This is a genomic window from Magnetospirillum moscoviense (assembly GCF_001650635.1).
GTDB classification, from domain to species: domain Bacteria; phylum Pseudomonadota; class Alphaproteobacteria; order Rhodospirillales; family Magnetospirillaceae; genus Magnetospirillum; species Magnetospirillum moscoviense.
Map to the genome: position 1 here is coordinate 1 of NZ_LWQU01000143.1, position 16587 is coordinate 16587.

General features: G+C 66.8%; 15 protein-coding genes. 3 read left to right on the forward strand and 12 right to left on the reverse strand.

The annotated features are described in order from the left end of the window. Positions 1–190: 190 nt before the first annotated feature. From serA to A6A05_RS11855, 6 genes are all read right to left on the reverse strand, one after another. Positions 191–1768: a phosphoglycerate dehydrogenase gene (gene serA, locus A6A05_RS11830; protein ID WP_068501101.1), complete on the reverse strand. Its 1578-nt coding sequence runs from the start codon at positions 1766–1768 to the stop codon at positions 191–193. 66 nt (positions 1769–1834) lie between these two features. Continuing rightward, a complete protein-coding gene (locus A6A05_RS11835; protein WP_068501104.1) occupies positions 1835–3013 on the reverse strand; it encodes a phosphoserine transaminase in 1179 nt (392 codons plus the stop codon). 306 nt (positions 3014–3319) lie between these two features. Continuing rightward, on the reverse strand, positions 3320–4420 hold the full coding sequence (locus A6A05_RS11840) for an OmpA family protein (protein WP_082910905.1): 1101 nt from the start codon (positions 4418–4420) through the stop codon (positions 3320–3322). A 127-nt stretch (positions 4421–4547) separates the two neighbouring features. After that, a complete protein-coding gene (locus tag A6A05_RS11845; protein ID WP_068501108.1) occupies positions 4548–5345 on the reverse strand; it encodes an inositol monophosphatase family protein in 798 nt (265 codons plus the stop codon). Between the two features lie 82 nt (positions 5346–5427). After that, positions 5428–5991 (reverse strand): elongation factor P, encoded by a 564-nt coding sequence (efp, locus tag A6A05_RS11850; protein ID WP_068501111.1) that lies wholly within the window; start codon positions 5989–5991, stop codon positions 5428–5430. A 37-nt stretch (positions 5992–6028) separates the two neighbouring features. Continuing rightward, positions 6029–7090 carry a lysine-2,3-aminomutase-like protein gene (locus A6A05_RS11855; protein ID WP_068501115.1) on the reverse strand — a complete coding sequence of 354 codons (1062 nt, stop codon included), beginning with the start codon at positions 7088–7090 and terminating at the stop codon, positions 6029–6031. 26 nt (positions 7091–7116) lie between these two features. Here A6A05_RS11855 and epmA point away from each other — a divergent pair, with 26 nt between their 5' ends. Together epmA and A6A05_RS11865 are read left to right on the forward strand one after the other, a co-directional pair. Beyond that, entirely contained in the window at positions 7117–8160 is a 1044-nt protein-coding gene (gene epmA / locus A6A05_RS11860) for an EF-P lysine aminoacylase EpmA (protein ID WP_068501118.1), read from the forward strand. Positions 8161–8256: 96 nt separating this feature from the next. Further along, positions 8257–9408: a PAS domain-containing sensor histidine kinase gene (locus tag A6A05_RS11865; RefSeq protein WP_068501120.1), complete on the forward strand. Its 1152-nt coding sequence runs from the start codon at positions 8257–8259 to the stop codon at positions 9406–9408. On the opposite strand, the gene A6A05_RS11870 is transcribed toward A6A05_RS11865, so the two are convergent. The 5 genes from A6A05_RS11870 to A6A05_RS11890 all read right to left on the reverse strand — a co-directional run bounded on the left by A6A05_RS11870 (position 9403) and on the right by A6A05_RS11890 (position 14458). Then, positions 9403–10029 (reverse strand): class I SAM-dependent methyltransferase, encoded by a 627-nt coding sequence (locus tag A6A05_RS11870; protein ID WP_068501122.1) that lies wholly within the window; start codon positions 10027–10029, stop codon positions 9403–9405. The genes A6A05_RS11865 and A6A05_RS11870 overlap by 6 nt on opposite strands. After that, positions 10022–10318, reverse strand: coding sequence for a hypothetical protein (locus A6A05_RS11875; RefSeq protein ID WP_068501125.1), 297 nt, complete (start codon positions 10316–10318; stop codon positions 10022–10024). The genes A6A05_RS11870 and A6A05_RS11875 overlap by 8 nt, the downstream gene beginning before the upstream one ends. Next, complete coding sequence (locus A6A05_RS11880) at positions 10315–12042, reverse strand: putative bifunctional diguanylate cyclase/phosphodiesterase (RefSeq protein WP_068501128.1); 1728 nt, start codon at positions 12040–12042, stop codon at positions 10315–10317. Before A6A05_RS11880 ends, A6A05_RS11875 begins: the two co-directional genes overlap by 4 nt. Before the next feature lie 102 nt (positions 12043–12144). Next, on the reverse strand, positions 12145–13791 hold the full coding sequence (locus tag A6A05_RS11885; protein ID WP_068501138.1) for a putative transporter: 1647 nt from the start codon (positions 13789–13791) through the stop codon (positions 12145–12147). 67 nt (positions 13792–13858) lie between these two features. Further along, positions 13859–14458 (reverse strand): ribonuclease T2 family protein, encoded by a 600-nt coding sequence (locus A6A05_RS11890; protein ID WP_068501139.1) that lies wholly within the window; start codon positions 14456–14458, stop codon positions 13859–13861. Positions 14459–14558: 100 nt separating this feature from the next. On the opposite strand from A6A05_RS11890, the gene A6A05_RS11895 reads away from it, so the two are divergent. After that, positions 14559–15758: a pyridoxal-phosphate-dependent aminotransferase family protein gene (locus A6A05_RS11895; protein WP_068501142.1), complete on the forward strand. Its 1200-nt coding sequence runs from the start codon at positions 14559–14561 to the stop codon at positions 15756–15758. A gap of 120 nt (positions 15759–15878) precedes the next feature. On the opposite strand, the gene A6A05_RS11900 is transcribed toward A6A05_RS11895, so the two are convergent. Beyond that, positions 15879–16583 (reverse strand): cytochrome c biogenesis CcdA family protein, encoded by a 705-nt coding sequence (locus A6A05_RS11900; protein ID WP_068501145.1) that lies wholly within the window; start codon positions 16581–16583, stop codon positions 15879–15881. Positions 16584–16587: the final 4 nt, after the last annotated feature.

Consider the following 16587-nt stretch of genomic DNA (forward strand, 5'->3'; position numbering starts at 1 on the left):
CAAGTCATGAAAAACGCTATTCTGATGCCGCACGGTGTTGCTCCAATTCGTGTCCAGGAGACGCGCCAAACGTCTGAACACGAGTAGAATCAACGCCGTGCACTCAGTCCACTAAATTAAACCGGACAGCAGTGGGTCAAGCCCGAGGGTGACGAGAGGAATATCCGGCTCCACCAAACTCAGACAAACTTTAGAACGACAAGGCCTTGGCCTGGACCACCTGCGGCAGCTTGCGCACCTCTTCCAGCACCTTGTCGCTGATCGGCTGATCGACCTGGGTCAGCAAGATGGCGTCGCCGCCCGATTCCGACCGGCCCAGATGGAAGGTGGCGATGTTGATGCCGTGGCTGCCCAACAGCGTACCCAGGGCGCCGATGAAGCCCGGCTTGTCCTGGTTGGTGACGAACAGCATGTGCTCGCCCAGCTCGGCCTCGATCGGGATGTCCTTGATCGACACCACCCGGGGCTTGTCGCCGCCGAACAACGTGCCGGCCACCGAACGGGTGCGGGCCTCGGTGACCACCGTGACGCGGACCAGGGTGTGGTAGTCGCCATCACGCTCGTTGCGGCTTTCCGAGATGTCGATGTCACGCTCGCGGGCCAGCACCGGCGCGTTGACCATGTTGACCGCTTCCACCATCGGCTTCAGCAGGCCTTCCAGGATGACGGCGGTCAGCGGCTTGGTGTTCAAGGTGGCGACATGGCCCTCGAACTCGATCTTGACCGCCTTCAGGGCGTGCTCGGTCAACTGGCCGGCGAAGCTGCCCAATTGGCCGGCCAGCTTCATGTAGGGGCGCAGCTTGGGCGCGTCCTCGGCCGACACCGACGGCATGTTCAAGGCGTTGGTCACCGCCCCGGTCAGCAGATAGTCGGCCATCTGCTCGGCCACCTGCAGGGCCACGTTTTCCTGCGCTTCCGAGGTGGACGCCCCCAGATGCGGGGTGCACACCACCTTGTCCATGCCGAACAGGCCGTTTTCCTTGGCCGGCTCGACCTTGAACACGTCCAGGGCGGCGCCGCCGACCTGGCCGGATTCCAGCGCCACCTTCAGATCTTCCTCGACCACCAGACCGCCACGGGCGCAATTGATGATGCGCACGCCCTTCTTCATCTTGGCAATGGCCTTGGCATCGATGACGTTGCGGGTGGCCTCGGTCAGCGGCGTATGCAGCGTGATGAAGTCGGCGCGGGCGAACAAGGTGTCGAGGTCGACCTTCTCGATCGACAGGTCGCGGGCGCGCTCGGCCGACAGGAAGGGATCGTAGCCGACCACCTTCATCTTCAGGCCCAGGGCGCGGTCGGCGACGATGGCGCCGATATTACCGCAGCCGATGATGCCCAGCGTCTTGCCGGTCAGCTCGACACCCATGAACTTCGACTTCTCCCACTTGCCGGCGTGGGTCGAGGCGTTGGCCTGCGGAATGTCGCGGGCCAGGGCGAACATCATGGCGATGGCGTGCTCGGCGGTGGTGACCGAATTGCCGAACGGCGTGTTCATCACCACGATGCCGCGCGCGGTGGCGGCCGGCACATCGACATTGTCGACGCCGATGCCTGCGCGGCCGACCACCTTCAGGTTGGTGGCGGCGGCCAGGATGTCGGCGGTGACCTTGGTGTTCGAGCGGATCGCCAGACCGTCATACTGGCCGACGATGGCCTTCAACTCGTCGGGAGCGAGGCCGACCTTGACGTCGGTCTCGATGCCGCGATCCTTGAAGATCTGCACGGCGGCCGGGCTGAGCTTGTCGCTGATCAAAACCTTGGGCATGGATATTCTTCCCCGGATGTGGAGCGGGCGCCGCCGGTTGATCCGACGGCGCCCGTCTTCTTTGGATTATTGAGCCTTGGGCCCGAACTCGGCTTCGACTTGGGCGAAGGCCCAGTCCAGCCAGGGCAGCAGGGCCAGGATGTCGGCGGTTTCGACCGTGGCACCGCCCCAGATGCGCAATCCGGGGGGCGCGTCGCGATAGGCGCCGATATCGTAGGCCACCCCTTCCTTGTCCAGAAGGGTGACGATCTTCTTGGCGGCGGCCGCCTTGTCGTCATCGGACAGCTTGGCGAAGAAGGGCGCCTTGATGGCGACGCAGATCGAGGTGCAGGACCGCACCTTGGGATCGGAAGCCAGGTTGGCGGCCCAGGACGACGTGTCCATCCAATCCTGCACGGCCTTAAAGTTGGCTTCCGAACGGCCGATCAGCGCCTTGAGGCCACCGATGGATTCGGCCCATTTCAGGGCGTCCAACTGGTCTTCGACGGCGATCATCGAGGGCGTGTTGATGGTCTCGCCCTTGAAGATGCCGTCGATCAGCTTGCCGCCCTTGGTCATGCGGAAGATCTTCGGCAGCGGCCAGGCCGGCTTATAGCTTTCCAAACGGGCAACGGCCCGGGGCGACAGGACCAGCATGCCGTGCGCGCCCTCGCCACCCAGCACCTTCTGCCAGGACCAAGTGACCACGTCCAACTTGTCCCACGGCATGTCCATGGCGAACACCGCCGAGGTGGCGTCGCAGATGGTCAGGCCCTTGCGGTCGGCCTTGATCCAGTCGCCGTTGGGGATGCGCACGCCGCCGGTGGTGCCGTTCCAGGTGAACACGACGTCGCGGTCGCAATCGACCTGATGAAGGTCGGGCAGCTGACCATAGGGCGCCTTGAAGACGCGCAGGTCTTCCAGCTTCAGCTGCTTGGCGACATCGGTCACCCAGCCTTCGCCGAAGCTTTCCCAGGCCAGCATGTCGATGCCGCGCTCGCCCAACAGCGACCACATGGCCATCTCGACGGCGCCGGTATCGGACGCCGGCACGATGCCGATGCGGTAGTCGGCGGGAATGCCCAGCACCTTGCGCGACCGCTCGATCACGTCTTCCAGACGGGTCTTGCCGATCTTGGCGCGATGGGACCGGCCCACCGGCGTGTCGGCCAGAGCCTGGACGGACCAGCCGGGACGCTTGGCGCAGGGACCAGATGAGAAATTGGGATTGGCGGGCTTGGTAGCCGGCCGCGGAAGTTCGCTCATAAAAATAACCCTCCCTCGCAGAAGGGACGCGGCCCGTTGGGGGGCCTTGGCCCGGCGCGGAGTGTAGCAGCCGCCCGTGCCCAGGCAAGGAGAGTCTTTTTGAACGATGCTAGGGTGAGCGGAATTCCGGCCGGGACGGGCCGCGTTTCGCGCCCAAAGCCCGCCCGGCGTCTGAGGGAGCCCGGAACGGGCCGCGTTTCGCGCCCAAAGCCCGCCCGGCGTCTGAGGGGGCCCGGGACGGGCCGCGCTTCGCGCCCAAAGCCCGCCCGGCGTCTGAGGGGGCCCGGGACGGGCCGCGCTTCGCGCCTAACGCCCGACCAGCACCGCGTCGACGCGATCGGGCGAGCCGCCGTCCGTCTTGTTGCCCAAGGCCCGCATCTCGACGCGGGTCGAGCGTACGCCCTGGTCCAGCAGGAACTTGCGCACCTCGATGGCCCGCGACAACGACAGGCGCCGCGCCTTCGAGGCATTGGCCTCGTCGCCCGAGGCGTAGGCCAGCAATTGCAGGCTCAGGGCCTCCTCCTTTTCCATCCGCTTGGCCAGCGAAATCAATTCCGACTTGGCGGAATCGGGCAGTTTGAAATCCTCGCCGGCATAACGCACCGACAAGGTGTCGCCCTTCAGGGCCACCGCAGGGCTGGCGATTGCGGCCACCTGCGGCACCACCGGAGCGGGCGCGGCCACCGGCGGGGTCAGCACCGCCAGCGGCATCGGCGCAGGAGCCGGAGCCGGCGTTTCGACTTTGGCGACGGGAGCGACGGGGGCGACGGGAGCGACGGGAGCGACGGCAGCAACGGGGGCAACCGGCATCGGCGCGGCCACCTTGGGGGCCGGCACTTCCGGCAGCGAGATATGCGGACCCGTCGGCTTGGCCAGCTCGGGCTTGACTTCCGGCTTGGCCGGTTCGGGCTTGACCACCGGAAGCTCGGCGATTTGCGGCTTGGGCGGCACCGCCGGCTTGGCGACGGGGGCCGGAACCGGAACCGGCTTGGTCTCGGCGACCTTGGGCTCGGGTTGCTTGATCTCGACCGGCTTCTGGGTCGCCTGAATCAGTTCGGCAATGGCGGGCATTTCCACCTTGGCCGCAACCGGCTGCGCCTTCGGCTTGGCCGGGGCTGCCGGCTTGGCGGCGGCGGGCTTGGCGACGGCTTGCTGGAACGGGCGGAACTGGGGCTGGGCCTTTTGCCGCTGGCCCGGCATCTTCAGCGCGGCCTGGGTGGCCGGGTGGTTCTCACGGCGCAGCATGGCGGCCAGATTGGGGTCTTGGCCCAGGTTTTCCAGCACCGCCCAGTTGACCTCGACGCTGGGGTGGGCGTCGCCGCCGACGACATACTGGGCCGACGCCATCGGAGCCAGACCACTCAACAGCGCCGAAAGCGCGAAAATCCGCCAAGCCGTCTTTGCCATCACAGAACAACCCCGCTTTGCACGCCAATCGCGCGACAGACTAACCGATGCCCAGCCAGCGTACAACAATACGATCACTCTAGGCCAAGAGCGACCATGCACGGGAAATATTTATAATTTCCAAATATCAGCCACGAGCCTTGCGCAGCAACGAAACCAGTTTGGAATGCAATTGATCGTTGGCGGCAACGATGTCTCCGGTCGCCAGCATATCGCCCTTGCCGTCGAAGTCGCTGACATAGCCGCCCGATTCCTTGACCAGCACGATGCCGGCGGCGATGTCCCACGGCTTGATGCCGGATTCCCAATAGCCCTCGCAGCGGCCGGCGGCGACATAGGCCAGGTCCAGGGCGGCCGAGCCGAAGCGGCGCACGCCGGCGGTTTCCTGCATCACTGCGGTCAGTTCCTTGATGAAGACGTCCTGACCCGGGCGGCCGCGATGGGGAATGCCGGTGGTCAGCACCGATTCTTCCAGCTTGCGCCGGGCCGACACGCGCAGGCGCCATTCGTTCAGATAGGCCCCGGCCCCCTTCTCGGCATGGAACAGGGAATCCGAGATCGGTTCATAGACCACGCCGGCGATCAGCTCGCCGTCGCGTTCCAGCCCGATCGACACCGCGAACTGCGGAATGCCGTGCAGGAAGTTGGTGGTGCCGTCGATGGGATCGACGATCCACCGGTGGCTCTTGTCGTCGCCGCCGACCTCGCCGCCTTCTTCCAACAGGAAACCAAAGGCCGGGCGGGCCTTGGACAGCTCGGCGCGGATGGTCTTTTCCGCCTTCAGGTCGGCCGAGGACACGAAATCCGAGGTCCCCTTCATCGACACCTGCAGTTTCTCGACCTCGCCGAAGTCGCGCACCATGCCGCGGCCGGCCTTGCGGGCGGCGCCCATCATCACGTTGAGAACGGGGGAACGAACGATCACCGGCGGATCTCCTGAGGCTCGAAAAACAAGGCCGCTCCCCGGGGATGTACCCTGGGAGCGGCCAGAAAGACAACTGCGATGACTACTTGGCGCGCTCGACGTACGAGCAATCGCCGGTCATCACCACGATCTTCTCGCCCTCGGCGATGAAGGGCGGCACCAGAATCTTCAGGCCGTTCTCCAGCTTGGCCGGCTTGTAGGACGACGACGCGGTCTGGCCCTTGACCACCGGGTCGGCCTCGACCACCGTCATGATCACCTTTTCCGGCAGCGCCACCGAAACCGGCGAGCCCTCGATGAAGTCCACCGCGACCACCATGCCGTCCTGCAAGAAGGCCTTGGCCTCGCCCAGGATCTCGGCCGGCAGGTTGAACTGCTCGAAGTTTTCCTGGTCCATGAAGGTGATGGCGTCGCCGTCGGCGAACAGGAAGGTGCATTCCTTTTCTTCGACGTTGCACTTCTCGACGGTGTCGGCGGTGCGCCAGCGTTCGTTGGTCTTGGTGCCGGTACGGATGTCGCGCATCTCGACGGTGATGAAGGCGCCGCCCTTGCCGGGCTGGACGATGGCGGTCTTCAGCACGGCCCACTGGCGGCCGTTATTCTCGATGATGTTGCCGACGCGAATCAGATTGGCATTGATCTTCATGATATATCCACGGCTTTCCGGAAAATTGGCGCGGACCCTAGCAGGTTGGCCCGCCCTTCGCAACCGGATAGGCATGGACGACACCGTCGGCGTCCTGCACGCCGTCCTCGACCAGCCAGTCGGGGCCGATCGGCACCTTGCCGGCCCCGCCCGGAATGTCCAGCACATAGGTCGGCTGGGCGATGCCCGACAGGCGGCCGCGCAAGGCACGCATCAAGGCCTGGCCTTCTTGGATGGTCGGGCGCAGGTGGCTGGTGCCCGGCACCAGGTCGGGGTGATGCAGGTAATAGGGCCGCACCCGGGCGCGGATCAGGGCGCGAAACAGCGCCTCGAGCACCCCGGCATCGTCGTTGACCCCCTTCAGCAGCACGGTCTGGGCGATCAGCGGGATGCCGGCATCGGCCAGCCGGGCCAAGGCCGCCCCCGCCCCGCCGGACAATTCGCGCGGATGGTTGACGTGAACCGACACCCAGGCGGGCGGCCCGGACCGCAAGGCGGCCACCAGCTCGGCCGTCACCCGTTCGGGCGTGGCGATGGGGACGCGGGTGTGAAAGCGGGTCAGTTCGACATGGCCGATGGATGCCGCCCGCGCCGCCAGGTCGGCCAGGCGGGCGGCATTCAGCATCAAGGGGTCGCCGCCGGTGAAGATGATTTCCCGCAGGTCGGGCCGCGCCGCCACATAGGCGAAGGCGGCATCCAGCTCTGAGGCCGACAAGGTGGCGTCGGCATCACCGACGCGGTCCTTCCTGAAGCAGAAGCGGCAATAAACCGGGCAGACCAGGATCGGCTTGATCAGCACCCGGTCGGGATAGCGGTGCACCAGCCCCTTGACCGGACTATAGGCTTCGTCGCCGATCGGGTCGGCGCGCTCCTCGGCGCTGGTGACCAGCTCGTCCGGGCTGGGCACGAACTGGCGCGCGATGGGGTCGTTTTCCTGGCCCGCCACCATCAGCTCGGCCAGGGCCGGCGGCACCGCGATCGCCGTGGTCTCGGCCAGAAGGTCCAGCGCCGCCGAAGGGCGGGCCAGGCCGGCCTCCACCAGCTCGGCGGCGGTGCGCAGGGTGCGACGGTGACAGACGGGGGGCTTCGCTTGTAGCATCGCCGCCGGTTCTAAAGGATTTTGCCATGACAGGTAAAGAAAGCTGGCGCCCCGACATCTTCGCCGCTCGCCGCGCCGCCCTCGAGGTGCGCGGCCGGGTGATGCGGACGGTTCGCGCCCATTTCGAGGCGGCCGGATTCACCGAGGTCGAAACCCCCTGCCTGCAGGTCAGCCCGGGGCTGGAACCCCACCTGAAGGCCTTCGCCACCCGGCTGGAAAGCCCGTGGGGCGAGCCCGCCGCCACCATGTACCTGCACACCAGCCCCGAATTCGCCATGAAGAAGCTGCTGGTGGCGGGGATGGAGCGCATCTTCCAGGTCGCCCGGGTGTTCCGGAACGGCGAACGTTCCGCCACCCACAGCCCGGAATTCACCATGCTGGAATGGTACCGGGCGCGCGGCACCATCGCCGACATGATCGACGACACCACCGCCTTGGTGCGCGACTGCGCCGCGGCGGCCGGAACCCGGCGATTGGTGCGCGGCCAACGCTGGTGCGACCCGTTCCAACCGTGGCGGCTGCAGTCGCTGGCCGAAGCCTTCGATCATTATTGCGGCATCGATCTCTTGGCCACCACCCCCGACCCGTGGGCGCCCAACACCGCAGCGCTGAAGGCCGAAGCCGCCCGCATCGGGGTGTCGGTGTCCGAGACGGATCGCTGGGACGATGTCTTCTTCAAGATCCTGCTGGACCGCATCGAGCCCCATCTGGGCGATGGCGTGCCGACCATCTTGCATTCCTATCCGGTGTCGCTGGCGGCGCTGGCCCGGCCCAGTCCGGCCGACCCACGGGTGGCCGAACGGTTCGAGGCCTATGCCTGCGGCGTCGAATTATGCAACGCCTTTGGCGAACTGACCGACGCCGCCGAGCAACGCCGCCGCTTCCAGGCCGACATGGACCTGAAAGAGGCGCTGTACGGCGAACGTTACCCCATCGACGAGGACTTCCTGGCCGCCCTGGAAGCGGGAATGCCCCCATCGGCCGGCAACGCCCTGGGCATTGACCGACTGATCCAGCTGATCGCTGGGGTGGAACAACTTGAAGGCGTCCTTTGGCTCCCGGTTGCATAGTCGAAAATAGTCTCGCCCCTGCGGAAATTTCATACCTTGGTATTACAAAAATCAGAATAATATGGGACGGGTCTTTCCTGGGGGGAGCGCCGGACGTTGGACGATTCGTACCCGTTGTCGACCGCTGATTTGTGGCAACAAGACGTTGCCGAAGAAATTCTGACCGACTTCCTGGAGGCCATGCCCGCCCATGCCGCGCTGCTGGACCAGAACGGCACCATCGTCACCGTCAACAAGCCCTGGCGCGCCTTCGCCTCCAGTTGCGGCGGCGCCGCGGGCGCCTATGTCGGCGCCAATTACCTGGCGGTGACCGGCGCCACCGACGACCCGGACGCCCTGATGGTCGCGGGCGGATTGGTGGCGGTGATGAAGGGCGGCCTGTCGAATTTCTCGCACGATTATCCGTGCCACGATTCCAGCAATCAACGCTGGTTCCGCTGCCTGATCTCGCCGTTGCGCCACGATGGCCGGGTCAAGGCGACGGTGGTGATGCATATCGACATCAGCGCGCAGAAGCGGGCCGAGGCCCTGGCCCAGGCGGCCAACCGGGCCAAGTCGGAATTCCTCGCCAACCTGTCGCACGAGCTGCGCACGCCGCTGAACGCCATCATCGGCTTCTCCGAGATCATGATGATGGGCAGCGACCATTACCGGGAATATGCCGGCGACGTCCACACCGCCGGCAAGCACCTGTTGTCGCTGATCAACGAGGTGCTGGACCTGTCGAAGGTCGAGGCCGGCAAGTACGTGTTGCGGGAAGAGCCGGTGATCTTGGCCGAAATCGTCGGCCAAAGCCTGCATCTGGTCGAGGCCAAGGCCACCGATGCCGGCCTGACCCTGGCGGCCCAGGCCGAAGGCTCGCTGCCGGCGCTGGTGGCCGACGCCCGGCTGATCCGTCAGATCCTGCTGAACCTGCTCTCCAACGCCATCAAATTCACCCCGGCCGGCGGAATCGTGTCGGCATCGGTGGCGGTCGCCGATGACGGCTGGATGGAGATCGCCGTCACCGACACCGGCATCGGCATCGATGCCGACGACATCGCGCGGGTGATGGAGCCGTTCGGCCAGATCGATTCCGAATTGGCGCGTGCCCATATCGGCGAAAGCACTGGCCTGGGCCTGCCTTTGGTGAAAAGCTTCGTCGAGCTGCACCAGGGCGAACTGATCATCAAAAGCGCACGGGGACAGGGAACCCGGGTGATCGCCCGCTTCCCGCCGCGCCGGGTCAAGAGCCTGCCCCACCTATAGGCGGACGCGCAGGGTCCATTCACCGCCGTCGGGGTGGATCTCCACCTCGCATCGTCCGCCCAGGCGGTCACGACAGAAGTGCTCCCACTCGCCGGGCTCATCGCCCCACAGCAGATCGTCGCCGCGATTCGATCGGAGCAGATTGAACGCCAGCCCGACCCGCGAGTTGCGCGCCATCGCCAGCAGGACGGTCCGAACCAGCTCGCGCCATTCACCGAGATCAGCACCGCCGGTCATGTTGAAGGTCCCCGAGGCCAGCGACCAGTCGGCCGGCGCGACCGGCACCGCGCTTTGGACGAAACTGGCGGTCGGCGCCGTGATCCGGCGGGCGGCGGCCTCGACCATCGCTTCGCAAATGTCGGTGCCGCAATAGCCCGACAGCCGGAATCGTTCCATCATGAATCCGAACAAGGCGCCATAGCCGCAACCGACATCGTTGACCGACACCGGACGGGTTGCATCGATCCCCTTGGTCAGCAGGTCGAAGCGCAACACTTGGCCGGCGTCGTCGGACCAGCAAACCCCGGCAGGTGTGGGCCCGTGATGATCCAGCATCACCTGGTAGACCAGGGCCACCTGGGTCAGAACCCGGGACTGGCGCTCGGCGCGGTCGTCAGGCATCGGGGGAAATGTCCAGGCTGGCGAGGTCGGCCACCCGCGCGGCGATCACCGCCAGGCGCTCGGGGCTGGGGCGGCCGCCCACGTCAATCGCCGACAGCTCGGCGAACAAGATGTCCTCGCCGAACATGGCGCATTTGCCGCGCATGGCGTGCAGATGTTCGGGCAAGCCGTCGTCGCCGCTCTCGACCATGCTCTGCAGGGTGGCCAAGTCCGCCTCCATCTCGGCGATGAAGCGGCCCAGCAATCCTTCCAGGCCGGCCGGAATGGCCGGCGGCACCACCCGGCTCACCGATGGCCCTTCACGAATTCGCGGAAGCGATCGGCGGCCAGCGGCGGACTGAAACGGTAGCCCTGGACCAGGTCGCAGCCGCGCTCGGCCAGGAACACCATCTGGTCCAGCGATTCGACGCCCTCGCCCACCACCTTCATGTTCAGGGAATGGCCCAGGCCGATGATCGCCTCGATCAGGCGGGCGTCGTCGGGATTGGTCAGGGCATCGGCGACGAAGGTGCGGTCGATCTTCAAGATATCGACCGGGAATTGCTTCAGGTAGGACAGCGAGGCATAGCCGGTGCCGAAATCATCGACGGCGATGTGGGCGCCCATGTCGCGGATGCGCTGCAGCTTGGCCGCCACCTCGGCGCCCGAGGTCAGGATCAGGCTTTCGGTGATCTCGACCGTCAGCAATTCGGGCGCCAGGCCGCTTTCGGCCAGGGCGGCGCGCACCAGCTCGGCGATGTCGGTCTGCTGGACCTGACGGGCCGAGACATTGATCGCCACCTTCAAAGGCCCCAGCTCCAGGTCGCGCCATCCCGCCGCCTCGCGGCACGCCGCCCCCAGCAGCCAGCGGCCGATGGGCAGGATCATGCCCATCTCTTCCGCCAGCGGCACGAACTGGTCGGGGCCGACGGCGCCGATATAGCGGTTCTGCCAGCGCAGCAAGGCCTCGGCGCCGGCGACGCGGCCGGACTCGACATCGATCATCGGCTGGTAGACCAGCGAGAATTCCTCGTGCGCCAACGCGTCGGACAGCTCGCCGGCCAGCCGGGTGCGGGCCTGGGCGCGGGCGTCCATGTCGGGGGTGAAGAAGCGATAGGTGGCGCGGCCGGACTGCTTGGCCTGCTGCAGCGCGCTGGTGGCGTTGCGCTGCAGGGATTCGACGTCCTCGCCGTCGCCCGGCCACAGGCTGGCGCCAACCGAGCAGGACAGCAGGATCTGGTGACCTTCGACCACCAACGGCTCGTGCAGGCATTCCATCAGGGCGCGCACCACCGTCTCGACCTGGTCGACGCTGTCGATGCCGGGCAGGACCACGGTGAACTCGTCGCTGCCGAAGCGACCCAGGGTGTCGCCGCGGCGCAGCGCCATCTGGAAGCGGCGCGCCACTTCCTTCAGCACCATGTCGCCGATGGTGTGACCCAGGGTGTCGTTGATGGTCTTGAAACCGTCCAGTCCCAGGAACAGCAAGGCGGCGCGCCGGTTCTCGCGTCCGGCCACCACCAGCGACTGCAGCAGGCGATCAAGGATCAGGCTGCGATTGGGCAGTTCGGTCAACGGGTCGTAATTCTTCTGGCGCCACAGCCCCTCGGTGGCCTCGCGCATCTCGGTGACGTCGCGGGCGACATAAAGGTGGCGGCTGACCTTGCCGGCCTCGTCACGCAGGACGGTGATCCGCATCTGCTCGCTGAAAATCTCGCCGGAACTGCGGCGGTTCAGCACCTCGCCTTCCCAGTGACCATCCCTGGCCACGGTGCGGCAGACCTCTTCGAAGAATTCCGGGGGATGCAAGCCGGCCCGCAGGAAGCCCGGCGCCCGACCGGCCACCTGGGCCAGGGTCAGGCCGGTGGCGCGGGTGAATCCGGCATTGACCGAGACGATGCGATGGTCGGCGTCGGCGACCGCGACCGAATCGCCCCCCAGGTCGATGGCGGCGGCATAGGCCCGAAGCTCGGCGTTCTCGCGCTCAAGTTCCGCGATCCGACGGGAAAGGATATCGTCGCCGCTGCTCACCATCACGCCCCATGGTCAAACGCCCTGGCCAAAAGGATGGCGTGTGCGCGAGCGGAATGCAAGAACCCTCTTAAGCGTATTTTTTACATTTCGCACATCCTTAGATTACATCCACAGCGCCAGGGCCACCACTTGCGGGGCGACGATGCGCAGCACCATCACCAATGGGTAGACGGTGGCATAGGACAGGATCGCCGCCTCGGACGAAGCCAACCCTTGCGCGAAGGCCAAGGCCGGCGGATCGGTCATCGAGCCGGCCAGCAGGCCGCACAAGGTCAGATAATTTGTCTTCAACCACAGATGGCCGACCAAAGCGACGGTGGCCAGCGGCACCAAGGTCACCGCCATGCCCCACATCAGCCAGGTCAGGCCCGCCCCGTGGACCAGGGTATCGACGAAGCCGGCCCCGGCCTTCACGCCGACGGCGGACAGGAAAAGGGTGATGCCCAGGTCGCGCATGACATGGTTGGCGGCCGGCGTCATGAACCACACCACCGGCCCGAAATGGCCCAGCCGCGACAGCAAGATCGCCACCAGCAGCGGCCCGCCGGCGAGGCCCAGCTTTACCGCCGACGGCAGGCCCGGCAGCATGATCGGCACCGACCCCAGCACCATGCCCAGCGCGATACCGACGAAGATCGGCACCATCTGGGTTTCCTGCAGGGCCTTGGCGCGGTTGCCCAGGATCTTGGACATGGCCGGCATTTGGGACGGCTCGCCGACCACGGTCAGGGCGTCGGCGAATTGCAGACGCAGATGGGCGTCGGGAACCAGATCGTGGCCGGCACGGTTGACGCGGCTGACCACCATGCCGTGGCTGCGGCGAAAATCCAGTTCGCCCAGGCTTTTGCCCAGGACATCGGACCGGGTCACCACCATGCGTTCCCAAACGACGTCGTGCGATTCCATGGTCTTCAGGTCGATCTTCGCCACCGGTCCCAGCAGGCGGGTCAGCCGGCCCAGCCGCGATTTCGGCCCCACCGCCAGCACCACGTCGCCTTTGGCCAGAACGTCGTCGGCGCGGACGATGTGCTGGCTGCCGTCATGCAGGACTCGCGACAACACCACCCCGATCTCGCGCAATTCATCAAGGTCGCGCACCCGGCAGCCGAACACCGCCGGGTTGGCGATCTCGATATTGATGGTCATGACGGTGGGGTGCGCCGCCTCGCGCGCCGCCAGAAAGGCCGCCGACGCCGCCTTGGGATCGATGCCGAAAATAAAGCGCAATCCCAGCATGGTCAGCAAGATGCCGACGATGCCGAACGGATAGGCCACCGCATAGGCCTGGCCCAGCACAATGCCGGCGCCTTGGGCGCCCAGTTGGCCCATCACCTCTTGCCCGGCGGCCAGGCTGGGGGTGTTGGTCACCGCCCCGGCCAGCACGCCCAGCGCCGCCGGCAACGGCAGGCCGGCGAACAGGTGCAGGCCGGCGGCCACCAGCGTCCCCAGCACCACCACCGACGCCGCCATCAGGTTCAGCGCCATGCCGTCCTTCTTGAAGGCCTGGAAGAAGCCCGGCCCGACCGACACGCCGATGGCATAGACGAACAGCACCAGCCCGAATTCGCGGGCGAAGCTCATCATGGTCGGATCGATGGTCAGGCCCAGATGGCCCAGGCCGATGCCGGCGAACAGCACGCCGCCGACCCCCAACCTGACACCGGCCACCTGGATCTGGCCCAAGCCCAATCCCAGCGCCGCCGCCAACGACAGCACCAGCAGCGCTTGCGCCGCGCCGTGCAATTCCATACCCGCCCCCAAAATATTGCAGCGCAGCAACGGTGCGCCAGGGCGGGGATGATGGCAAGGGAAAAGGCTATTTCACAGGCACCACCGTCACCTTGCCCTTGCAGGTGTCGCGCACGCCCCGGCCACACGGCGCGAAGTCCAACTCGCGGGTCAGGCACACCCTGATCTCGGTCAGGACGCGGCCTCGGCAGGTGACCGCCAGCTTATCGCCGGTCAAACCGGGGTTGGCGGCGGCGAAGGCTTGCTCGATCTCGGGCACCGACAGGGATTGCGGTTGGCGGGGCCGGCGCAGCGGCTCGGGGATCGCCAGCTTGCCGAACGCTTGGCGGACATCACCGAAATAGGCGGCGGCCGGGCGGCCGTCGCAGGTGCCGTGGCGTTTCCATTCATGCTCGATCAGTTTGCGGCTGGGCATCACCGGCAGCATGTCCCGGACCACCGGTTCTGGGACCTTGGTCGGCACGGTGCAGCTTTCCGGCCAGCCGCCGGCCCGGTATTGCGGCCACAGGCCATGGACGACGAAGCCGAAGCGGCTTTGGCCGCATTGGTCGGGATCGTCCTTGCCCTCGCACCAGGCGGGCGACCACGACAGCGCCAGCACATAGGAATCGAAACGGCCCGGTTCGGCCGGCGACTGGGCCTTGGCCGGCAGCGACGCCGCCAGCATAAGGATTGCCGCGCACAGCCCAGACCTGCCGAGACAGGCCCTTGACAAGAAGGCGCCAACCGCCCTGAATGCGCGCTTCTCAACTGGAACAGAAAAAGCCATGCGTCACCCTCCGCCGTCCGTCGTGCCCCTCGACCGCATCCTGCCCGACGAGCCCCTGTTGATGATGGGGGCCGGTCCGGTGCCGATTCCGGCCAAGGTGGCACACGCCAACTCGATCATCATCAACCATCTGGGCGATACGATGAATCGGGTGGTCGAGCAGGTCAAGGCGATGACCCGCTACGTCTTCCAGACCAACAACGCCCAGATCCTGGGTGTCGCCGGCCCCGCTTCGGCGGCGATGGAAATGGCGGTGTGCAATCTGGTCGAGCCGGGCACCAAGGTCCTGGCGGTGATCAATGGCTATTTCAGCCGCCGCCTGGCCGAGATGGCCAGGCGCTGCGGCGGCGACGTGGTGATCCTGGAGATCGAGGACGGCTGCACCGCCATGCCCGAACAGGTGATGGCCGCGCTTCACCGCGAGGCGCCGACGGTGATGACCATCGTCCAGGGCGAGACCTCGAACACGGTGTGGAACCGCTATCTGCCGGAAATCAGCCTGGCCGCCCACGAGATGGACTGCCTGGTGGTGGTCGATGCGGTGTGCACGCTGTCGACCATGCGCTTCGACATGGACGAATGGGGCGTCGACGCCGTCATCACCGGCGGCCAGAAGGGCCTGTCGTCGATTCCCGGCGTGTCGTTGCTGGGATTCTCGGAATCGGCCTGGAAGCGCATCGAGCGGCGCAACGCCCCCATGGCCCATTGGTGCCTGGACGCCCGCCTGGCCGATCAGTTCTGGAACAAGAATTCCTATCACTACACCGCGCCGGTGTCGGGCATCCTGGCCCTGCACGAGGCGCTGCGGCTGATCTGCACCGAGACCCTGCCCGCCCGCTTCCACCGCCACGAGCTCAGCTCGAAGGCGCTGCAGGGCGGCCTGCAGGCCATGGGCCTCGAGCTCTTGGTGCAACCGGTGGCGCGGCTGAATTCGGTGGTCGGCATCCAAATCCCCGACGGCGTATCCGGCGACGAGGTGCGCCGCCACATGTCGCAGGTCTACAAGGTGGAAATCGCCGGCGCCTTCGGGCTCAACATCCTGCGCATCGGCCAGATGGGCGAGCAGTGCCGGGCCCATGCCATCTTCCGCGCATTGCACGCCTTCGGCAGCTCGATGGTCGCCAATGGCGGCCGCGTCGACCTGCCGGCCGGCGTCGCCGAGTTGGAGCGCATCCTGGCCGACGGCCAGGTGACGTAGGCGCGAAGCGCGGCCCTAGCCTAAGCCCGCTCACGCGCCGCGCGGGGGTTATGCGCGAAGCGCGGCCCGATGCCGGGCCCGCTCACGCGCCGCGCGGGCTTTGGGCGGGGCCGCCCGCCGTCAGAACATCACGGTCAGCCCGACCAGCCAGTCGGGCATGACCGCCACCAGGGCGGTCTCGACCTGCTTGTCGGTGCCGGTCAGCACCAACAGGGCGACCGCCACCAGCACCGCGCCCATGGCCGGCTTGGCCCGTTGGGCGAAGGCGCCCAGTTCCTTGCGGCGGCGGCCAAGCCCATAGGCCAGGGCCAGGACAGGCGTCACCGCCCCCAGGGCGAAGGCCAGCATCACCATGGCGGCCCGGCCCGGATCGTCGCCGCTGGCGGCCAGTCCGACCGCCGCCCCCAGGGTCGGCCCGGTGCAGGGCGACCACACCGCCCCCATCAGCAGACCCAACACGAACTGTCCGCCGAACCCGTCACCGGATACCCGGGCCAGCAGTCCCCCACCAGGACCGGCCAGCGGCTGGACCAGGGCGGCGAAGCCCCGCGACAGGGCCGGGACCAGCAGCACCAGGCCGAACAGCCCCATCAGCCAGCCGGCACCGGTGCGGACCACCCCGCCATCCAGCCCCAGGGCGAAACCGGCCGAGGCCAGCAGCAACCCCAGACCAGCGAACGACACCGCCAGACCGGCGGCCAGGGCCAGCGGCCCCAGGCGGTGGGCCTGCAAGGCGCTGGCCAGCAGCACCGGAATCAGCGGCAGGACGCAGGGCGACAAGGTCGACAGCATGCCCGCCAGATAACCGGCGATCAGCGTTCCCATGGGA